We start from the raw sequence: 16,090 nt of genomic DNA on the forward strand, positions 1-16,090 counted from the left end.
CTTCGGTATGAAGTGCGGGGCTTTTTGTTGGTTGGGTAAATCACCGGCTGTTTTCCTCGTCATACCCAATTGCAGGAACGGGGGCGAATCCCGCACCTGAAGCTGCGAGCCGACAAGGAGAGGTCTTCATGGTCAACGTGAGTCGTCGTTCCCTGATCGCACTGGGCGCGGCCTTGCCGTTGCTGGGTCGCCTGGACTGGGCTGAGGCAAGCCCCGCCGTGGCGGCGCCCGAGGTGCTGCTCAACTACAACGAAAGCCCCTACGGGCCCTCGCCGGCTGCGCGGCAGGCCATGCAGCGCGGTATTGCCGTTTCGGGGCGCTACCCGTACCCGGACATGTACGCGCTGGTCGAACAGTTTGCCAAACAGCAGGGCATTCTGGAGGAACAGGTGGCGGTGTTCGCCGGCTCCATGGCTGCGTTGCGCTACGCGGTGCTGGCGTTTACCAGCGAAACCCGCAGCCTGGTGATGGCCACGCCTTCCTACGAAGTTCCGCGCCAGGCAGCCGAGTCGTGCAAGGCCAGGGTGCATGAAGTGGACCTCAACGCCGATCACGCCCATGACCTTCCCGCCATGCTCACCGTTGACCGCCAGCCCGGCCTGATCTACCTCTGCAACCCGAACAATCCCACCGGCACCCTCACACCCGCCAAGGCCATCGAACAGGCACTGGCGCGCAAACCCCAGGGCAGCATTTTGCTGGTGGACGAGGCCTACATCGACTTCAGTGACGCACCCAGTTGTGTGGCGTGGGTCAAGGACCATGACGACTTGCTGGTGCTGCGCACGTTCTCGAAAATCTACGGCCTGGCCGGCGCACGCCTGGGGCTTGCGATCGGTCATCCGCAGCTGCTGGAACAACTGGCGGTGTTTGGCGGGGACAACGTGCCGGCGGCCGCCAGCCTGCTGGCCGCCCGCGCCAGCCTTGCGGATACGCAACTGGTGCCGGCGCGCAAGGCGCTCAATACCCGGTTGCGGGATGAGACGGTGGCCTGGCTAAAAAACCGCGGATTCACCTGCACGGCGTCTCACAGCAACTGCTTCATGATTGATGTGCGCCGTCCGGCGGAACAGGTCATCGAGCGGCTGGGCGAGCAGGGCGTGAAGATTGGGCGCGTGTGGCAAAACTGGCCGCAGTGGGTGCGGGTCACCGTGGGCAACGCTGATGAGATGCAGCGGTTTCGCGAGGTGTTTGCGGCTCAAGTCGTAGGCTGAATTCGCTGCGACGCAGGTCAAATGTGGGAGCGGGCTTGCTCGCGAAAGCGGAGTGTCAGCAATGCATACGTGACTGACCCACCGTCTTCGCGAGCAAGCCCGCTCCCACATTTAGATCGAGTTACTGCTGGGCGATGCTGTAGCCCTCAAACGCCGTCTGCTGCTGCAGCGCGGTGATGATGCTTTTACGCGTCAGTGGCTGCTCGGCGCCCGAGTTATCCACAAAGGTTTCAACTTCCAGTTCCGCCTCGTCACCTTCACCGACAAAGGTAAAGCCGAGGAATTCAAACGCCTCACGGTCGACGTTCGGCTTGGAGCGCGGCGAACGCAGCGGCAGGGTGACGCTGATGCCGTCCTTGCTGATGGCGAACACTTCCACTTCCTTCTTCGGGCGGGAAGCCTTGCCTTTGCCGGCGCTCGGGTTGCTGATGGCCTGGTGGGTCTGGTTCAGCACCTTGAGGGCCAGGCCGTAGACCAGCTCCTGGAACTCCGGGTCGTCCTTGAAGCTGGACAGGATGCGGCTGATGGAGAACTTGCTGTTCAGGTCTTCGAGGGCGGCGTTGTCGGCGGCTTCGGCGTCCTTGAGCTGCTTGAGCTCGCCCATCAGGTCGTAGGCCTTGTCGTCGTCGAAGGCGTCGTGGGCCTGGCGGATGGCCACGCGCAGCTCGCGGATCTGGTCGCTTTCCTTGGAGGTGTGGAACGCGTCCAGCACCATTTCACTGATGGTCTTGGCCGCCGGCACGTGCTGTGAAAGATTGATGGCGTTTTCGTATTCAGCTTTGGATTGCAAGGCGACTACGGATTCTTCGGTGCGGGAATCAGACATTGAAATTTCACTACTTCAGTAAACGGGGAGACGGGAAAAGCGTCGCGCATTTTCAGCGGGGAGGGGGATCAGGTCAAGGCAGGATCCTGACGGTAAATGGCGTCAATAGTGATAGCGACACATGAGGATCTGTATTTCACCCTCCTCAATCCCGTACACCAGACGATGTTCCGCTGTGATTCGCCTGGACCAGAAACCACTGAGGTAATGTTTGAGTGGTTCTGGTTTGCCAACGCCGTCAAAAGGATCACGCTGGATCGATTTGATCAGTAAGTTGATGCGTTTGAGCCCAGCTTTGTCGTTTTGTTGAAACCAGAGGTAGTCGTCCCAGCCTTCAGGCGTAAAGAGTATTTTCATTCTTCAATCAACTGTCTCGGCTTGGCCTTTCCGGCTCGCAGGCTGTTGATCGATTTGATCAAGCGTTCCGCGTTGTTGGGAGAGCGCAGCAGATAGGCCGTCTCTTCAAGAGCGTTGAACTCTGAGAGAGAGATCATGACCACCGGTTCACCTTTTTGCCGGGTCACCAACAGAGGGGCACGATCTTCGTTTACCCGATCCATCGTGTCCGAGAGATGGGCCCGTGCATGGGTGTAGTTGATAGTTTCCATAATTGAGTCCTCGCTTAATGGCTGAAACGTACAGAAATACGTACAGGTCATCAAGGGGCATCTTACCAACGGTTGATTTAACCAAGGCGCTTGCCCATTTCGAAGGCGCGTTTTTCGTAGCCCAATTCCTGGTACAGCCGCTACCTGTTATCGGCGATCACGTAAAGGCGCGGCGTCGGCCCCAAGCCCTTCGACGAAGCCGGCAATGCGCTGGCAAGCCTCCCTGAGGGTGTCATCGGCGACGGTAAACGAAACCCGCACAAACCCTTCGGCGCTGGGGCCAAACGCCTGGGCGTCAAGCACCGATACGCCGGTCTGGCGATACAGTTGCCAGGCGAATTCCCGGCCGCTGAGCCCGGTGCGGCGTACGTCCACCAGCATGAACATGCCCGCCTGGGGGACTCGGCAGTCCAGCTCGCTGATCGCACTCAACGCGTTCACCACCAGGTCACGCCGGCGCCGATACACCGCACGGGCATCGCTGACCACGGCCTCATCCAGTTCCAGTGCCTTGATCGCCGCCGCCTGGATAAACCCTGGCAGGCCGTAAATCATGCACAGCAGCAAGTTTTCCAGATGGTTGATCAATGTGGGCGGGCCGGCCACCCAGCCAACCCGCCAGCCGGTCATGGCGTGGCTCTTCGACAGGCTGTTGAGCACCACCGTGCGCTCGGCCATGCCGGGTAACGCGCTGATGCTCAGGTGTTGATCGTCATAGATGAGCTGCCCATACACTTCATCGCAAATCACCCACAGGTCGTGGGCGCGTGCCACTTCGGCGACGGCTTCCAGCTCTTCGCGGCAGTAGACATTGCCGGTGGGGTTGCACGGTGTAGCGAGGGCGATGCCCCGGGTCTTGTCGGTAATCGCGGCTTGCAGCGCGGTGCGGGTCAGGCGAAAACCGTTGGCGGCCGGTTGTTCGACGGTTCTAATGCGTGCCCCCGAGGCTTGGACACAGGCCTCGTAGGTCAGGTACATCGGCTCTGGCACCAGCACTTCATCGCCGTGGCTGAACAGGCACAAGCAGGCCGCGAACAGGCCATTCTGCGCGCCGGCGACCAGGGCGATATTGTCGGCGTGCACCGCAATCCCTTGCAGCAGGCTCTGCCGGGCCGCGATGGCTTCCCGCAGTTCCGGGCGGCCGAGCACAGGGGTGTAGTGGGTGTCGCCGGCGCGCAGGGCGTCCACGGCGGTTTCACAGATCGCGCTGTGTGTGGCGAAATCCGGGTCGCCGACACTGAGCACAATCACGTCTTCGCCACGCAGTTGGGCTTCGGCGGCGGCGTAGTGAATATCCCAGGCACTGACGGATTCGCCGCCAATGCGCCCCACAAAGGGTGAATAACGCATCCTTGCTCTCCTCGCCGACATCGATGCCCGCGTCAATTAGTCAATTTCAGTTCCACTGTAGAACATGCCGCCTGATCCACATCAAGGGCCGCGCGCAAAAAATCCGCTACAACGAAGCTGGGGCTGACCATGCCCCGGTTATCTGCCTGATGACCCAATAAAAACGATTGCAGACCTGCGCCGAGGGGACCGCCCCAGGCCGGGTTATTAAAGGAATAGTGCGATGATTTTTCCCCTGTCACGTCTGGGCCTTGTGGGGGTGGTGCTGTGCCTGTCCCTTCCCCTGCACGCCAACGAAGCCGACCCCACGCTGATCGAACAGGGCAAATACGTTGCCCAACTGGGCGACTGCATCGCCTGCCACACCGCCAGGCAAGGCGCGCAAATGGCCGGCGGGCTTGAACTGAGCACGCCAATGGGCACGATCTATTCGAGCAACATCACCCCGGACCGTGACACCGGCATCGGCCAGTACACCTTCGAGCAGTTCGACCGGGTGATGCGTGAAGGCGTGACGCCGGCCGGGCAGAACCTGTACCCGGCGATGCCTTACCCGTCCTACGCGAAGATGAGCGAAGGCGACATGCGCGCCTTGTTCGCCTACCTGATGCAGGGCGTGGAGGCGGTGAACAAACCCAACCTGGACGCCGAGATGGGCTTCCCGTTCAACCAGCGCTGGGGCCTGGCGTTGTGGAATTTGGCGTTTCTCGACAAGCAACCATTCGTGCCGGACCCGGCGAAGGATGACGTGCTTAACCGTGGCGCCTACCTCGTCCAGGGCCTGGGCCACTGCGGCTCGTGCCACACCCCGCGCGGCATCGCCTTCCAGGAAAAAGCCATGAGCGACGCGGGCCGCAGTGGCCGGCATTACCTGGCCGGTGAGACTGTCGAGCACTGGCGCGCCTTGAGCCTGCGCAACCTGTGGACGGTGGACGACACCGTGCAATTGCTCAAGACCGGGCAGAACCGCTTTGCCACGGTCGCGGGCAACATGGCGGATGTGATTCATCACAGTACCCAACACTTCACCGATGCCGATTTGACCGCCATCGCGACGTATCTCAAATCCCTGCCGCCGGGCAAGGACGACCTGCCGATGCCCGCCGTGGCCCACGAACCCGCCGCAGCGCCCAAGGACTTGTTCACCAGCCGTGGTGGCCTGGGTTACATGCAGTTTTGCAGTGACTGCCACCGCAGCGATGGCGGCGGGGTGAAAGGGCTGTTCCCGCCGTTGGCCGGCAACCCGAGCGTTGCCTCGAACAACCCGACGTCACTGCTGCACATCACCCTCACCGGTTGGGAAACCGCCGAGACCGCAGCTCATCCACGGGTCTACACCATGCCTGGGTTTGCGCGGTTGGCGGATCAGGAAATCGCTGAAATCCTCAGTTTCGTGCGCAGCAGTTGGGGCAACGAAGGTACGCCTGTCACGGCTGCCCAAGTGAAGAAAATGCGCGGCCAGCTCAACCCGGTCACCACCGACTCGTCAGCGTTTGAAACCCCACGCCTGGCCGAATTGTTGGCGGCGCCGAATGCCGATCAGGTGGTACGCGGCATGCGCCTGCACCTGCAGACCAAGGAACTGCTGCCCAATAATGTGGGCAACTCGCTGAACTGCACCAGCTGCCATCTCAACGCCGGCACCGTGGTGGATGGTTCGCCGTTTGTGGGCGTCTCGGCATTTTTCCCGAGCTATGCGCCGCGTGCGGGCAAGGTGGTGAGCCTGGAAGAGCGGATCAACGGCTGCTTCCGTCGCTCGATGAATGGCAAGCCGTTGCCAGCGGAGTCGGCGGATATGCAGGCGATGGTGGCGTACTTCGACTGGATGAAAAACAACACCAGGCCCGAAGATAAAGTCGCCGGGCGCGGGGTGGGCAAGGTCGACCCGGCGATCAAGCCGGATATGCAGAATGGCAGGCAGGTCTACGCCAAGCAGTGCGCGGTGTGCCATGGCGACAATGGCCAGGGTTTGACGCGGGCGGATGGCGAGTTGGTGTACCCGCCGTTGTGGGGCGAGCAGTCGTTCAATATCGGGGCGGGGATGGCGCGGCTGTACACGGCGGCGGCGTTCGTCAAACGCAACATGCCGATCGGTTTCCACGAGAAATTCCCGTTGGGGCAGGGCGGGTTGTCGGATCAGGAGGCGGTGGATGTGGCAGCGTACTTCTCCCAACAACCTCGTCCGGATTTCCCGGACAAGGTGAAGGACTGGCCGAAGGGGGGTAAGCCCGTGGATGCGCGGTACTAACCCCACCACCTGTTCGAAGTGGGCACAGTCAATGTGGGAGCGGGCTTGCTCGCGAAGACGGTGAGTCAGTCACCCATGTATTGACTGACACTCCGCTTTCGCGAGCAAGCCCGCTCCCACAGTTTTAACCGAGTGCAGTCAGTTAGAAGGTGGTGCGCAACCCAACCTGCACACTTCGACCCGGCGCCGGGGCGATGTCCCGCAGGATCGAACTGGCGTAGCGCACGGTCTGGTTCGTCAGGTTCTCGCCGTTGACGAACGCCAGCCACTGGCTGCCGCCGACATTGAAGCGGTAGCCGGCGCTGGCGCCCAACGTGGTGTAGCCGTCGGTACCGCTTTCGTTATCCGGCACCCGCCCCTGGCCCGCCGCGTGTTCAACGTCAATCCGCGCCTGCCAGCGATCCAGTTCCCACAAGAGGCCGCTGTTCAAACGCAACGGCGCAATGCGGGGCAACGCTTCACCCGTGTCCAGGTTGGTTGCACGGGTGTAGTCGCCCGACAGTTCCAGCGCAAACTTGCCGTAGGCACCTTCCCCCAGCTTGATGTGATCCTGGGCTTCAAAGCCTGCGAAACGCGCACGCACACCGGAATATTTGTACTCAGGGATGCCGCCGGCGTCTTCCTCGCCTTCGTCATTCAAGGTGCGACCGCTGCCCAGCAGGCCGATGTAGTTGGAGAAGTGGCTGTAGAACACGCCGAAGCTGCCCTTGTGGGTGCCGTTGTCGAAGCGCAGCGCCAGGTCGCTGGACACGGCTTTTTCTTTCGACAGGTTGGCGTCGCCCAGTTCGTAGGTGCCGGTGGCGACGTGAGCGCCGTTGGCATACAGCTCGTAGAAGGTCGGGGCACGTTCGGTGTAGCCGAGGGTGGCGGCCAGGGACCAGATCGGCGTGAGGGTGTACACCGCGCCGGACGACAGGCTGCCGGCGGTGAAGTCGGCGGATTTGTCGGCATTGGCGAAGCGTGCGTTGCCCTTGCCGTCCGGGTCGACGTTGGTGTGTTCCAGGCGCCCGCCGAGGCTCAGCTTGAGGCGCTCGGTGGCCTGCATTTCTTCGAGGATAAACAGCGCGCCGGCGTTGGTATCGGTCTGCGGCACGAAGGCTTCTTCACCCAGGGCCGAGAATTCATTGCGACTGACTTGGGCGCCCACCACGCCGTTGAACGGCCCGATCGGCAAGTGTCGCGCTTCCACCCGGGCTTCATAGCCCTTGTTCTTGAAGGTGGTACCGGTCTCGCCGCCTTCGATTTCCATGTGCTTGTAGTCGGTATAGCCGGCGTCGAGTTTGACCGAGGTGAACGGGCCTTGCAGGTTGCGGATTTCGGACGCAAAGGCGTAGTGATCCTGCTTCATGCGGATGCGCACGTCCTGCTCGGCCGGGGAGCCGTAGTTGCTGTCGTAGTTGCTGTAGGACAGCCCGGCGTAACCGTCGTCCCAAGTGTAGGAACCGCCGACTGCACCACCGTCCTGGCGTCCGTCGCTGTTGCCGAGGCGACCGTTCTTGCCTTCACCGTCTTCGCTTGGCGGTGCATGACGGCTGCGGGCAAAACCGGGGATTTTCAGGTCGTTGAATTCCCGCGCACTGGCGTCCAGGTGCAAGGCGAAGGTGCCGTTGCCGGCTTCCAGTTTGCCGGCGCTGCTGCGAGTGGTGTCGGCGCCGCCGTAGCGCAATTCACCGGCCCCGTGAATGCCTTCGATGGCTTCGGTGGGGATGCGGTTGTCGAAGGTATTGACCACGCCGCCGATGGCGCTGCCGCCATAGAGCAGGGCGGCCGGGCCACGCACGATTTCGATGCGGTCGACGTTGACCGGGTCCAGCGGCACGGCGTGGTCATAGGACAACGACGAGGCATCCAGCGCGCCGACGCCGTTGCGCAGGAGGCGAATGCGGTCACCATCCTGGCCACGAATGATCGGCCGGCTGGCCCCCGGGCCGAAGTACGACGACGACACACCGGGCTGCTTGTTCAGGGTTTCACCCAGGCTGCCTTTTTGTTGCAGGGTCAGGTCATCGCCTTCCAGCACGGTGGTGGGCGAGGCGAGGGTTTCGCTGCCCAGCGGGTTGCCGGTGATGACTTGGGGTTGCAGTTCCAGGGCGTTGGCCTGGGAGGTGATCAACAGGGCGGCGGCCAGCGGGGTGAGGCGCCAGAGAGAAGAGAGGGACATCGGTCGTTCCTTGGCAAACGGCAAAAAGAGAAGGCTGCAAACGGTAAGGGATTCGATACCCTTTGATAGTTATCGTTACAATATAACATCACTTTTTTCCCTGCCAAGGGGAACTTTCCCAAACCCCGCTCGATCACTCCCACGCTGATCGTTCCCACGCTCTGCGTGGAAATGCATGCCGTGACGCTCTGCGTCACCATTGCGCAGGGTTAAAACTTGCGTCGACCGAGGGACGCAGAGCGTCCAATTCGGCATTCCCATGCAGGGCGTGGGAACGATCGAACAGTGGCCTATAGTGAAGGCAACGCTTCCACCCGCACGGCCCGTCCGCTAAGGTGCGCGGTTTCGTTTTCTTCTTTTCTGCACAAAAGGCCCGGCATGACCGCGACAAACAAAGACCCACTGCACGGCGTCACCCTGGAACAGGTCCTCACCGCGCTGGTGGCGCATTACCAATGGGAAGGCCTGGCCGAACGCATCAACATCCGTTGTTTTTCCAGTGACCCGAGCATCAAGTCGAGCCTGTCGTTCCTGCGCAAGACCCCGTGGGCGCGGGAGAAGGTCGAGGGCCTGTACGTGAAGTTGATGCGCACCAAGCGACCGGTCGAGGATTGAGGTGAAACGTCACCTTATCGGCCTCGCAGCCCTCGGCGGTTGGGCCGGCCTGGCGCTGCAGCAGTACATCATTTTCTACTTCCGCTGGGTCGATGGCGCCAGCCTGTTGCCGGGCCTGGTGAATTTCTTCAGCTTCTTCACCGTGCTCACCAACACCCTGGTGGCGGTGGTGTTGACCCATGCGTGGGTGCAACGGCCAACCGCGGCGAGCCGATTCTTCCTCGGGCCCGTAGTCAGCAGCGGGATTGCCGTGAGCATTGTCGTGGTCAGTCTCGCCTACAGCCTGTTGTTGCGCCACATGTGGCAGCCTGCGGGGGTGCAGTTTGTGGCGGACGAGTTGCTGCACGACGTGATGCCGTTGGTGTTTGTCGCGTATTGGTGGTGGTGCGTGCCCAAGGGCAGTCTGCGCCTCAAACACATCGGGCTGTGGGTGATTTACCCGGTGGTGTACTTCGCCTATGCGTTGTTGCGCGGGTATGTGTGGGGGCTGTATCAGTACCCGTTCATTAACGTGGACACCCTGGGTTATCCACAGGTGTTCATCAATGCCGGGGGGATTCTGGTGGGGTTTGTGCTGATTGCTCTGGGGGTGGTGGGGCTGGATAAAATCTGTAGGAGCGAGCTTGCTCGCGAAGAACGTTAACGATAACGCAGTGTGTCTGGTTTAACGCGGCGCTCTCAGGTTCTTCGCGAGCAAGCTCGCTTCTACAGGGATCACTGTTGCCAGTAACCCACGGCCTTGAGGAATGCCTCATTGACCTGGTGCGTGTCCAGCAGCACCCGCCGTACCTGGCGCGAGAGCTTGCTCTCGGTGGCGACAAAGCTGTACAGCGAACCGCCCGGCAGCGTCAGGTTCTGCACCGTCTCGAGCAGGTCATCCTGGCCGCGCACCACCCAGATCACTTCCACTTCGGCAGCGCTGGCCAGCGGCTGCTGTTCCGCCGCATTGGCGATCTCGATCACCGCCAATACCTTGCGCCCCGCCGGTAATTCGTCCAGGCGCCGGGCAATCGCCGGGATCGCGGTTTCATCGCCGATCAACAGGTAGCTGTCGAAGATATCCGGCACGATCATCGAGCCACGCGGCCCGCCGATGTGCAGGTGCTGGCCGACCTTGGCCTGCTCGGCCCAGGTGGAGGCAGGGCCATCGCCATGCAGTACGAAGTCGATGTCCAGCTCGCCGATGTCCAGGTCGTACCGGCGTGGGGTGTAGTCGCGCATGGCGGGTTGCGGGCCGTCGCCGCGCAGGTTGAAGTCGGGGCTGTCCAGCGCCGCTTGTTCGGCGGCGTTCTGTGGGAACAGCAGCTTGATGTGATCGTCACTGCCCAGGCTGATAAAGCCCGCCAGTTCCGGCCCGCCCAGGGTGATGCGGCGCATGCGCGGGGTGATGTCGACCACCCGCAGGACTTCGAGGCGGCGGCGTTTGATTTCGTGGGTCACGCGGTGGATGGCTTGGGTATTCATTGAGCTTTCCCGTCGGCAATGGCTTGGGCGGTGCTGTTGAGCAGCGCCGCGACACGAACGATTTCTTCCGGGCTCCAGCGCCCGTGATGCGAATGCAAGGCGTGGCGCAGGTTATGCACCGCCTCGTGGATTTCCGGCGGACGGTCCTGGCCCCGCAGCGAACGTTTGCTCACATCCATGCGCATGCGAATGCCTTCGAGGGCAACCGCCTGTTCGCTTAAGAAGAGACGACCGGCGTCGGTGATTGTGTAGCGTTTTTTTCCGTCTTCGGCGTCGCCGGTAATCAGTTCGCTTTCTTCGAGAAAGGTCAGCGTGGGGTAGATCACGCCGGGGCTGGGGCTGTAGGCGCCGTCGAACAGGGTCTCGATCCGGCGAATCAGGTCGTAGCCATGGCACGGCTGTTCGGCGATCAGCGCCGGCAGCAGCAGTTTCAGGTCGCCGGGGGCGAAGACCCGTGGGCCACGGCCGCCGCGCTCGCGGCCTGGACGTTTGTCGAAGCCGTCGCGGCTGTCACCGGGGTCGCGGTGTGAATGATGGTCTCTCATTTCGGGTGCTCTCGTTTGGTTTAGATACAACGTAAGATATATCTTATTGCCGCCGCAACCCCGGCAGACGAACGGTCATCTCGCGTCTGGTGAGACGGGACTCGAAACGGGCCGATCAGCGCACTGACCCTTTCGACATATTCGCCAACTTGTTAGTTGACGTGCCCCAGTAATTACTGTTGTTTTTTATAATATGTAATCCTATTCTTACGGACTTGTTCTGCACTAAATCATTCTCGTTAAGTTGATGTAGTCCGTTTCTTACGGTTGATTCAAAAGTTTTGGCAAAGTGCCATAATTTTCCTATGTGTCTTGGTGTGACAAGGCTACGTGAATAAGCGAATCGACCGGCTTTCATATTCAAAATCGAAATGGATAATTGCCCGGCCTCGAACGAACTCCTGAATTGCAATACAAGTAATTGGAAAGCATCCGATTTCCATTGCTTCAGGAAATTGTTCTGGCGCTGGGTTAATTAAGTCCTGTGCGCAACTAAGCCAGGATTTCGTTTTGATTTTTAATACATGTGAGCCTCTGCAAATGAAGACTAAAGTAAAAGCTGCGCTGTTGACTGTCGGCCTGTTGGCGGGTTCGATCTCTGTTGCTAATGCGGCGGACGGGACGATTACATTTACCGGTTCGGTCCATTCGGGTGCTTGCTCTATCAAGCCTGAGTCTGTGGATCAGTCAGTTGCACTTGGCGCTATTGCAAAGCATCAGTTGCAATCCGGCGGCAAGTCCACCGCCCGCCCCGTGGCGATCGAGCTTGAAGGGTGCGACCTGTCTGGCCTCACCGATAACACCGTGACCACTACCTTCACCGGTGCACCGTCCAGCGTTGTGCCTGGCGGCATCGGCACGGTCGGCAGCGCGGGCGGCATCGGCATCATGATGACCCACGGCGGCAAAGCGATTGAGCTGGGCGTGCCAACCACTCCGCAGGCCATTGTTGCCGGTAATAACACCCTGCAGTTCGGCGCCTACGTACAAGGCCAGGCGACAGGCGACATCGTTCCTGGTGATTTCAGCGCGGTCACCAACTTCACCTTGGCTTATCAGTAAGTGTTTCCCCCGCCACCACTGGTGGCGGGGGAAAACTGGCGGGAGATCAAGGTGAAAACATTCATAAGTCTCGCTATTGCCTCTTCATTGACGTTGTTCATCAGCCCTTGTGATGCCGCGCAGACGCGTGTGCAAGGCGATGGGCTCGTCACGCTGGGAGGCGAGATCATCGACTCGGCCTGCGGGCTGGAAGCGGTCACTGCCGATCAGACCATCGACATGCCTCCCGAACCCATCGGCCGCCTGTTGCGAGAGGGCGCGGGGCAAATGCAGCCGTTCCAGCTACGGCTGGTCAACTGCACCGTGACGCGTCCCGACCCGCTGCGCCCCGGCGAAACGCTGCCGGACTGGGAGCATCTTCGCGTGACGTTCGACGGGCCCAGCGATATGGGCGGGCGCACCTTTGCGGCCTTTGGGGCCTCGCAGGGGGTTGCTTTCCATATTGAGGACGCCGCTGGCCAGGTGAGTGTGCCGGGAGTGCCGATGGCGCTGCTGCCGGTGGTTGATGGCGACATGACACTTCATTACAGGCTCCGCCTGGTGGGCAACGGAGTGCCGCTGTTGGCAGGGGCTCACCGCGCGGCAGTGCGGTTCAAGTTGGAATACTTTTGAAGATTGAGTTGCGTGTATGTTGAATACGTCGAAAGTCATGAATACGCTGCGCCCCAGCCTCTTTGGCGGGTTGATATCACTGGCTGGAACTGCAATGGGCGCCGGGGATATTGAGTTTAATACCGACGTTCTTGATCTGATTGATCGCTCCAATATTGACCTGTCTCAGTTTGCACGCAGTGGGTTTATCTTGCCTGGCACCTACTCGATGGTGGTCCAGCTCAATACCCAACCTATATCTGAACAATCGGTGGCGTTCTTTGCCCCCGATGATGATCCCAAAGGCAGTGTGCCCTGTTTATCGCGCGAGCTTGTCGAGCAACTGGGCCTCAAGGCGTCCGGTGCTGACCAGCTGAAGTGGTGGAAGGGCGGGCAGTGCCTGGATGTCATGGGCTTGCCCGGCATGGAAGTCAGTGCCGACCTGGGCACGTCCACCCTGGACATCAACCTTCCCCAGGCCTACCTGGAATACAGCGCCATCAACTGGGACCCGCCGTCACGTTGGGACGAGGGGGTGCCGGGGCTGCTGGTCGACTACAACATGACGGCGCAGTCCAGCTACCGCAAAGGTGACGGTACGCGCAATGACCTCAGCGGTAACGGCACACTCGGGGCCAATGCCGGGGCCTGGCGCCTGCGGGCGGATTGGCAAGGGCGTGTCGAGAAAGACCGCGAGGCGCAGGCCAGCCGGCAAAAACTGGAGTGGAGTCGCTATTACGCATATCGCGCCATTCCTGCGCTGAAGGCACGCCTGGTGTTGGGCGAGGACTACCTGTATTCGGACCTGTTCGACAGCTTCCGCTTTACCGGTGCCGGGCTCAAGTCAGACGAAAGCCAGCTGCCGCCCAACCTGCGGGGCTATGCACCGGAAGTGGTCGGGGTGGCCAAGACCAATGCAAAGGTTGTCATCAGCCAGCAGGGGCGTGTGCTCTATGAAACGCTGGTGGCGGCAGGCCCTTTTCGGATCCAGGACCTTAACGACGCCGTGTCCGGCACGCTGGATGTGCGGGTCGAGGAGCAGGACGGTTCGGTACAGAAATTCCAGCTCGATACGGCAGGCGTTCCCTACCTGACGCGTCCCGGGCAGGTTCGTTACAAGCTGTCTGCCGGGCGACCGTCCAACCTGCAGTACCACTCCCACGGTGACTTTTTCGGCACCGGCGAATTTTCCTGGGGAATCAGCAATGGTTGGTCGCTGCTGGGCGGTGCGATAACGGATAACAACTACCGTGCGCTGTCGGTGGGGGCGGGGCGGGATTTGCTGGCGTTCGGGGCCGTTTCCCTGGACGTCACCCAGTCTCGCGCCAGCCTGTGGAACCAGACACTTTCGGGCAAATCCTACCGCCTTCAATATTCCAAGAACTTTGAAGAGTACGACAGCCAGGTCACCTTCGCCGGTTACCGGTTCTCCGAGAAGAACTACTTGAGCATGAGCCAATACCTGGATGCTCGGCACTATGGGTTGAACGGTGAATTGGGTGGGCGCGGCGTGTTCGATGAAGACGGTAACTTCATTGAACACTGGAAACCCATTGGCGGTAACAAGGCGCTGTATACGGTCACGGTGAACAAACAGTTCCGCGATCTGAACACCACGGTGTATGCCAGCTACAACAAACAAACCTATTGGAACCGGCCGGACACCCAGCGCTGGAACCTGTCGGCGTCTCGTTACTTCAACGTGGGCTCTGTCAGGAACATGAGCCTGTCGCTGAATTTATATCGCACCCATGAATACCAATATAAGGACAACGGAGCAGCGCTGACGGTCAGCCTGCCATTGGGACCCACCGGCACCCTGTCGATGGATGCCAACAGGGCCGGCGGCAAAAACAGCTTTACCACACGCTACGCCGATCGCCTGGATGAACGTAACAGCTACCAGGTCAGTGCCAGCGACACCTCGGCCAGCGGCTACCTGAGCCATATTGGTGACCAGGCCGACATCGACCTCAGCGCCACGACGCAACAAGGCAATAACCGCACCCTCAGCGCATCCGTGCGTGGCGGCGGCACGCTCACGCCTTACGGCGGGGCGCTGCATCGAACCACCAGTACCGGCGGAACCCGGCTGCTGGTCGATACCGCCGGTGTGCCCGATGTGCCCGTGCGGGGCTACGGCACGCCGACCCGCAGCAACGCGTTCGGCAAGGCGGTCATCTCCGACATCACCAGCTACCAGCGTACGGCGGCCAGTGTTGACCTGGAGAAATTGCCCAGCGATGTCGAGGCCACTCAATCCGTGACGCAACTGACCCTCACCGAGGGGGCCATTGGCTACCGATCCCTGGAAGTGATTTCCGGCCAGAAGGCCATGGCGGTTCTTCGCCTGCCGGATGGCAGCGCACCGCCCTTCGGCGCCACGGTGAAAAACCGCAAGCAGCAGGACACCGGGGTGGTGAATGACGGCGGGGATGTCTACCTGAGCGGCATTCAGGCCGGCGAGCAGATGATCGTCAGTTGGGGCGGCACCGAGCGTTGCGTCCTGACGCTGCCCGTCGAGTTGCCAACGGATGCGTTCACCGATGCCCTGCAACTGCGCTGCCAGAGGGTAGCCGTCGATCAAGCCTCACCCGAGCCAGCCACCCTGACCGGCCAGCGAAACACTATGGAGAACCCATCCTCATGAAACACAGCACACGTTTTACCTATGCACTGCTGCTGGCGGTCTTGAGCCAGAGCGCCAACGCCGCTGTCGGCCTGGACCGTACCCGCGTGATTTTCGACGGTGGCAAAGACGCAACCAGCGTCAACATCACCAACAACAACCCCCAGTTGCCGTACCTGGCCCAGGGCTGGATCGAGGATGAAGAGGGCAACAAGATCACCTCGCCGTTGATCGTGCTGCCACCGGTCCAACGCCTGGAGCCCGGCAAGCAAAGCCAGGTAAAAGTCCAGGCGTTGCCGGCCGCCAAATCGCTGCCCCAGGATCGGGAGACGGTCTACTACTTCAACCTGCGGGAAATTCCGCCGCGCAGCGACAAGCCCAACGCCCTGCAAATCGCCCTGCAAACCCGGATCAAATTGTTTTACCGGCCGCAGGCAATTACCCCCACCCAGCAGGACCTGTCCAACCCATGGCAGGAAAAGCTGACCCTTACCCGGCAAGGCGATCACTACCAGGTGAATAACCCCACGCCTTACTACGTGACCCTGGTGGATGCGCGCAGCAGCAAGGACGGCAAGACCATACCGGGCTTCGAGCCGGTGATGGTCCCGCCCAAAGGCACGCAGGCCCTGGGGCCGACTGCCAAGGAGCTCGGCACAACCCCGTATTTGTCCTACGTGAATGATTACGGTGGCCGTCCGCTGCTGGCGTTCACCTGCAGTGGCGAGACGTGCAAGGTGAACACGCAACTGTCTGTGGCCAATCAGTAGTGCCTGC

15 protein-coding genes are annotated in these 16,090 nt (G+C 60.9%); 8 read left to right on the forward strand and 7 right to left on the reverse strand.

What is annotated here, in order from left to right:
• Positions 1–128: 128 nt before the first annotated feature.
• Positions 129–1,214, forward strand: coding sequence for a pyridoxal phosphate-dependent aminotransferase (locus HX817_RS12090; protein WP_177040294.1), 1,086 nt, complete (start codon positions 129–131; stop codon positions 1,212–1,214).
• 121 nt (positions 1,215–1,335) lie between these two features.
• Here the strand turns inward: HX817_RS12090 and HX817_RS12095 are convergent, their stop codons facing one another.
• From HX817_RS12095 to HX817_RS12110, 4 genes are all read right to left on the reverse strand, one after another.
• The gene (locus HX817_RS12095) at positions 1,336–2,040 is read right to left on the reverse strand and encodes a hypothetical protein (RefSeq protein ID WP_003216395.1); all 705 of its coding nucleotides are present in this window, start codon (positions 2,038–2,040) and stop codon (positions 1,336–1,338) included.
• Between the two features lie 102 nt (positions 2,041–2,142).
• Positions 2,143–2,397 (reverse strand): Txe/YoeB family addiction module toxin, encoded by a 255-nt coding sequence (locus tag HX817_RS12100; RefSeq protein ID WP_177040295.1) that lies wholly within the window; start codon positions 2,395–2,397, stop codon positions 2,143–2,145.
• Complete coding sequence (locus HX817_RS12105) at positions 2,394–2,648, reverse strand: type II toxin-antitoxin system prevent-host-death family antitoxin (RefSeq protein WP_087692805.1); 255 nt, start codon at positions 2,646–2,648, stop codon at positions 2,394–2,396. The genes HX817_RS12100 and HX817_RS12105 overlap by 4 nt, the downstream gene beginning before the upstream one ends.
• A gap of 147 nt (positions 2,649–2,795) precedes the next feature.
• Positions 2,796–3,998, reverse strand: a complete 1,203-nt coding sequence (locus tag HX817_RS12110) for a pyridoxal phosphate-dependent aminotransferase (protein WP_177040296.1) — start codon at positions 3,996–3,998, stop codon at positions 2,796–2,798.
• A 223-nt stretch (positions 3,999–4,221) separates the two neighbouring features.
• Between HX817_RS12110 and HX817_RS12115 the strand changes: the two genes are divergently transcribed.
• A complete protein-coding gene (locus tag HX817_RS12115; RefSeq protein ID WP_177040297.1) occupies positions 4,222–6,246 on the forward strand; it encodes a c-type cytochrome in 2,025 nt (674 codons plus the stop codon).
• 142 nt (positions 6,247–6,388) lie between these two features.
• On the opposite strand, the gene HX817_RS12120 is transcribed toward HX817_RS12115, so the two are convergent.
• Positions 6,389–8,407, reverse strand: a complete 2,019-nt coding sequence (locus HX817_RS12120; protein WP_177040298.1) for a TonB-dependent receptor — start codon at positions 8,405–8,407, stop codon at positions 6,389–6,391.
• A 378-nt stretch (positions 8,408–8,785) separates the two neighbouring features.
• Between HX817_RS12120 and HX817_RS12125 the strand changes: the two genes are divergently transcribed.
• Complete coding sequence (locus HX817_RS12125) at positions 8,786–9,022, forward strand: VF530 family DNA-binding protein (protein WP_003216406.1); 237 nt, start codon at positions 8,786–8,788, stop codon at positions 9,020–9,022.
• Between the two features lies 1 nt (position 9,023).
• Complete coding sequence (locus tag HX817_RS12130) at positions 9,024–9,665, forward strand: Pr6Pr family membrane protein (protein ID WP_003216408.1); 642 nt, start codon at positions 9,024–9,026, stop codon at positions 9,663–9,665.
• Positions 9,666–9,736: 71 nt separating this feature from the next.
• Here HX817_RS12130 and HX817_RS12135 read toward each other — a convergent pair whose 3' ends face one another.
• Positions 9,737–10,486, reverse strand: a complete 750-nt coding sequence (locus tag HX817_RS12135; protein WP_177040299.1) for a siderophore-interacting protein — start codon at positions 10,484–10,486, stop codon at positions 9,737–9,739.
• A complete protein-coding gene (locus HX817_RS12140) occupies positions 10,483–11,031 on the reverse strand; it encodes a PadR family transcriptional regulator (protein ID WP_003216412.1) in 549 nt (182 codons plus the stop codon). Before HX817_RS12140 ends, HX817_RS12135 begins: the two co-directional genes overlap by 4 nt.
• Before the next feature lie 540 nt (positions 11,032–11,571).
• Between HX817_RS12140 and HX817_RS12145 the strand changes: the two genes are divergently transcribed.
• Genes HX817_RS12145 through HX817_RS12160 form a run of 4 tightly spaced genes read left to right on the forward strand, consistent with a single transcriptional unit; the run spans position 11,572 to position 16,083 of the window.
• Complete coding sequence (locus HX817_RS12145; RefSeq protein WP_023659208.1) at positions 11,572–12,093, forward strand: fimbrial protein; 522 nt, start codon at positions 11,572–11,574, stop codon at positions 12,091–12,093.
• 51 nt (positions 12,094–12,144) lie between these two features.
• Positions 12,145–12,705, forward strand: a complete 561-nt coding sequence (locus HX817_RS12150) for a fimbrial protein (protein ID WP_023659209.1) — start codon at positions 12,145–12,147, stop codon at positions 12,703–12,705.
• 16 nt (positions 12,706–12,721) lie between these two features.
• Positions 12,722–15,334: an outer membrane usher protein gene (locus HX817_RS12155; protein ID WP_177027761.1), complete on the forward strand. Its 2,613-nt coding sequence runs from the start codon at positions 12,722–12,724 to the stop codon at positions 15,332–15,334.
• Entirely contained in the window at positions 15,331–16,083 is a 753-nt protein-coding gene (locus tag HX817_RS12160) for a fimbria/pilus periplasmic chaperone (protein ID WP_177040300.1), read from the forward strand. Before HX817_RS12155 ends, HX817_RS12160 begins: the two co-directional genes overlap by 4 nt.
• Positions 16,084–16,090 lie beyond the last annotated feature (7 nt).

The organism is Pseudomonas sp. C6002 (genome assembly GCF_013385805.1).
GTDB lineage: Bacteria > Pseudomonadota > Gammaproteobacteria > Pseudomonadales > Pseudomonadaceae > Aquipseudomonas.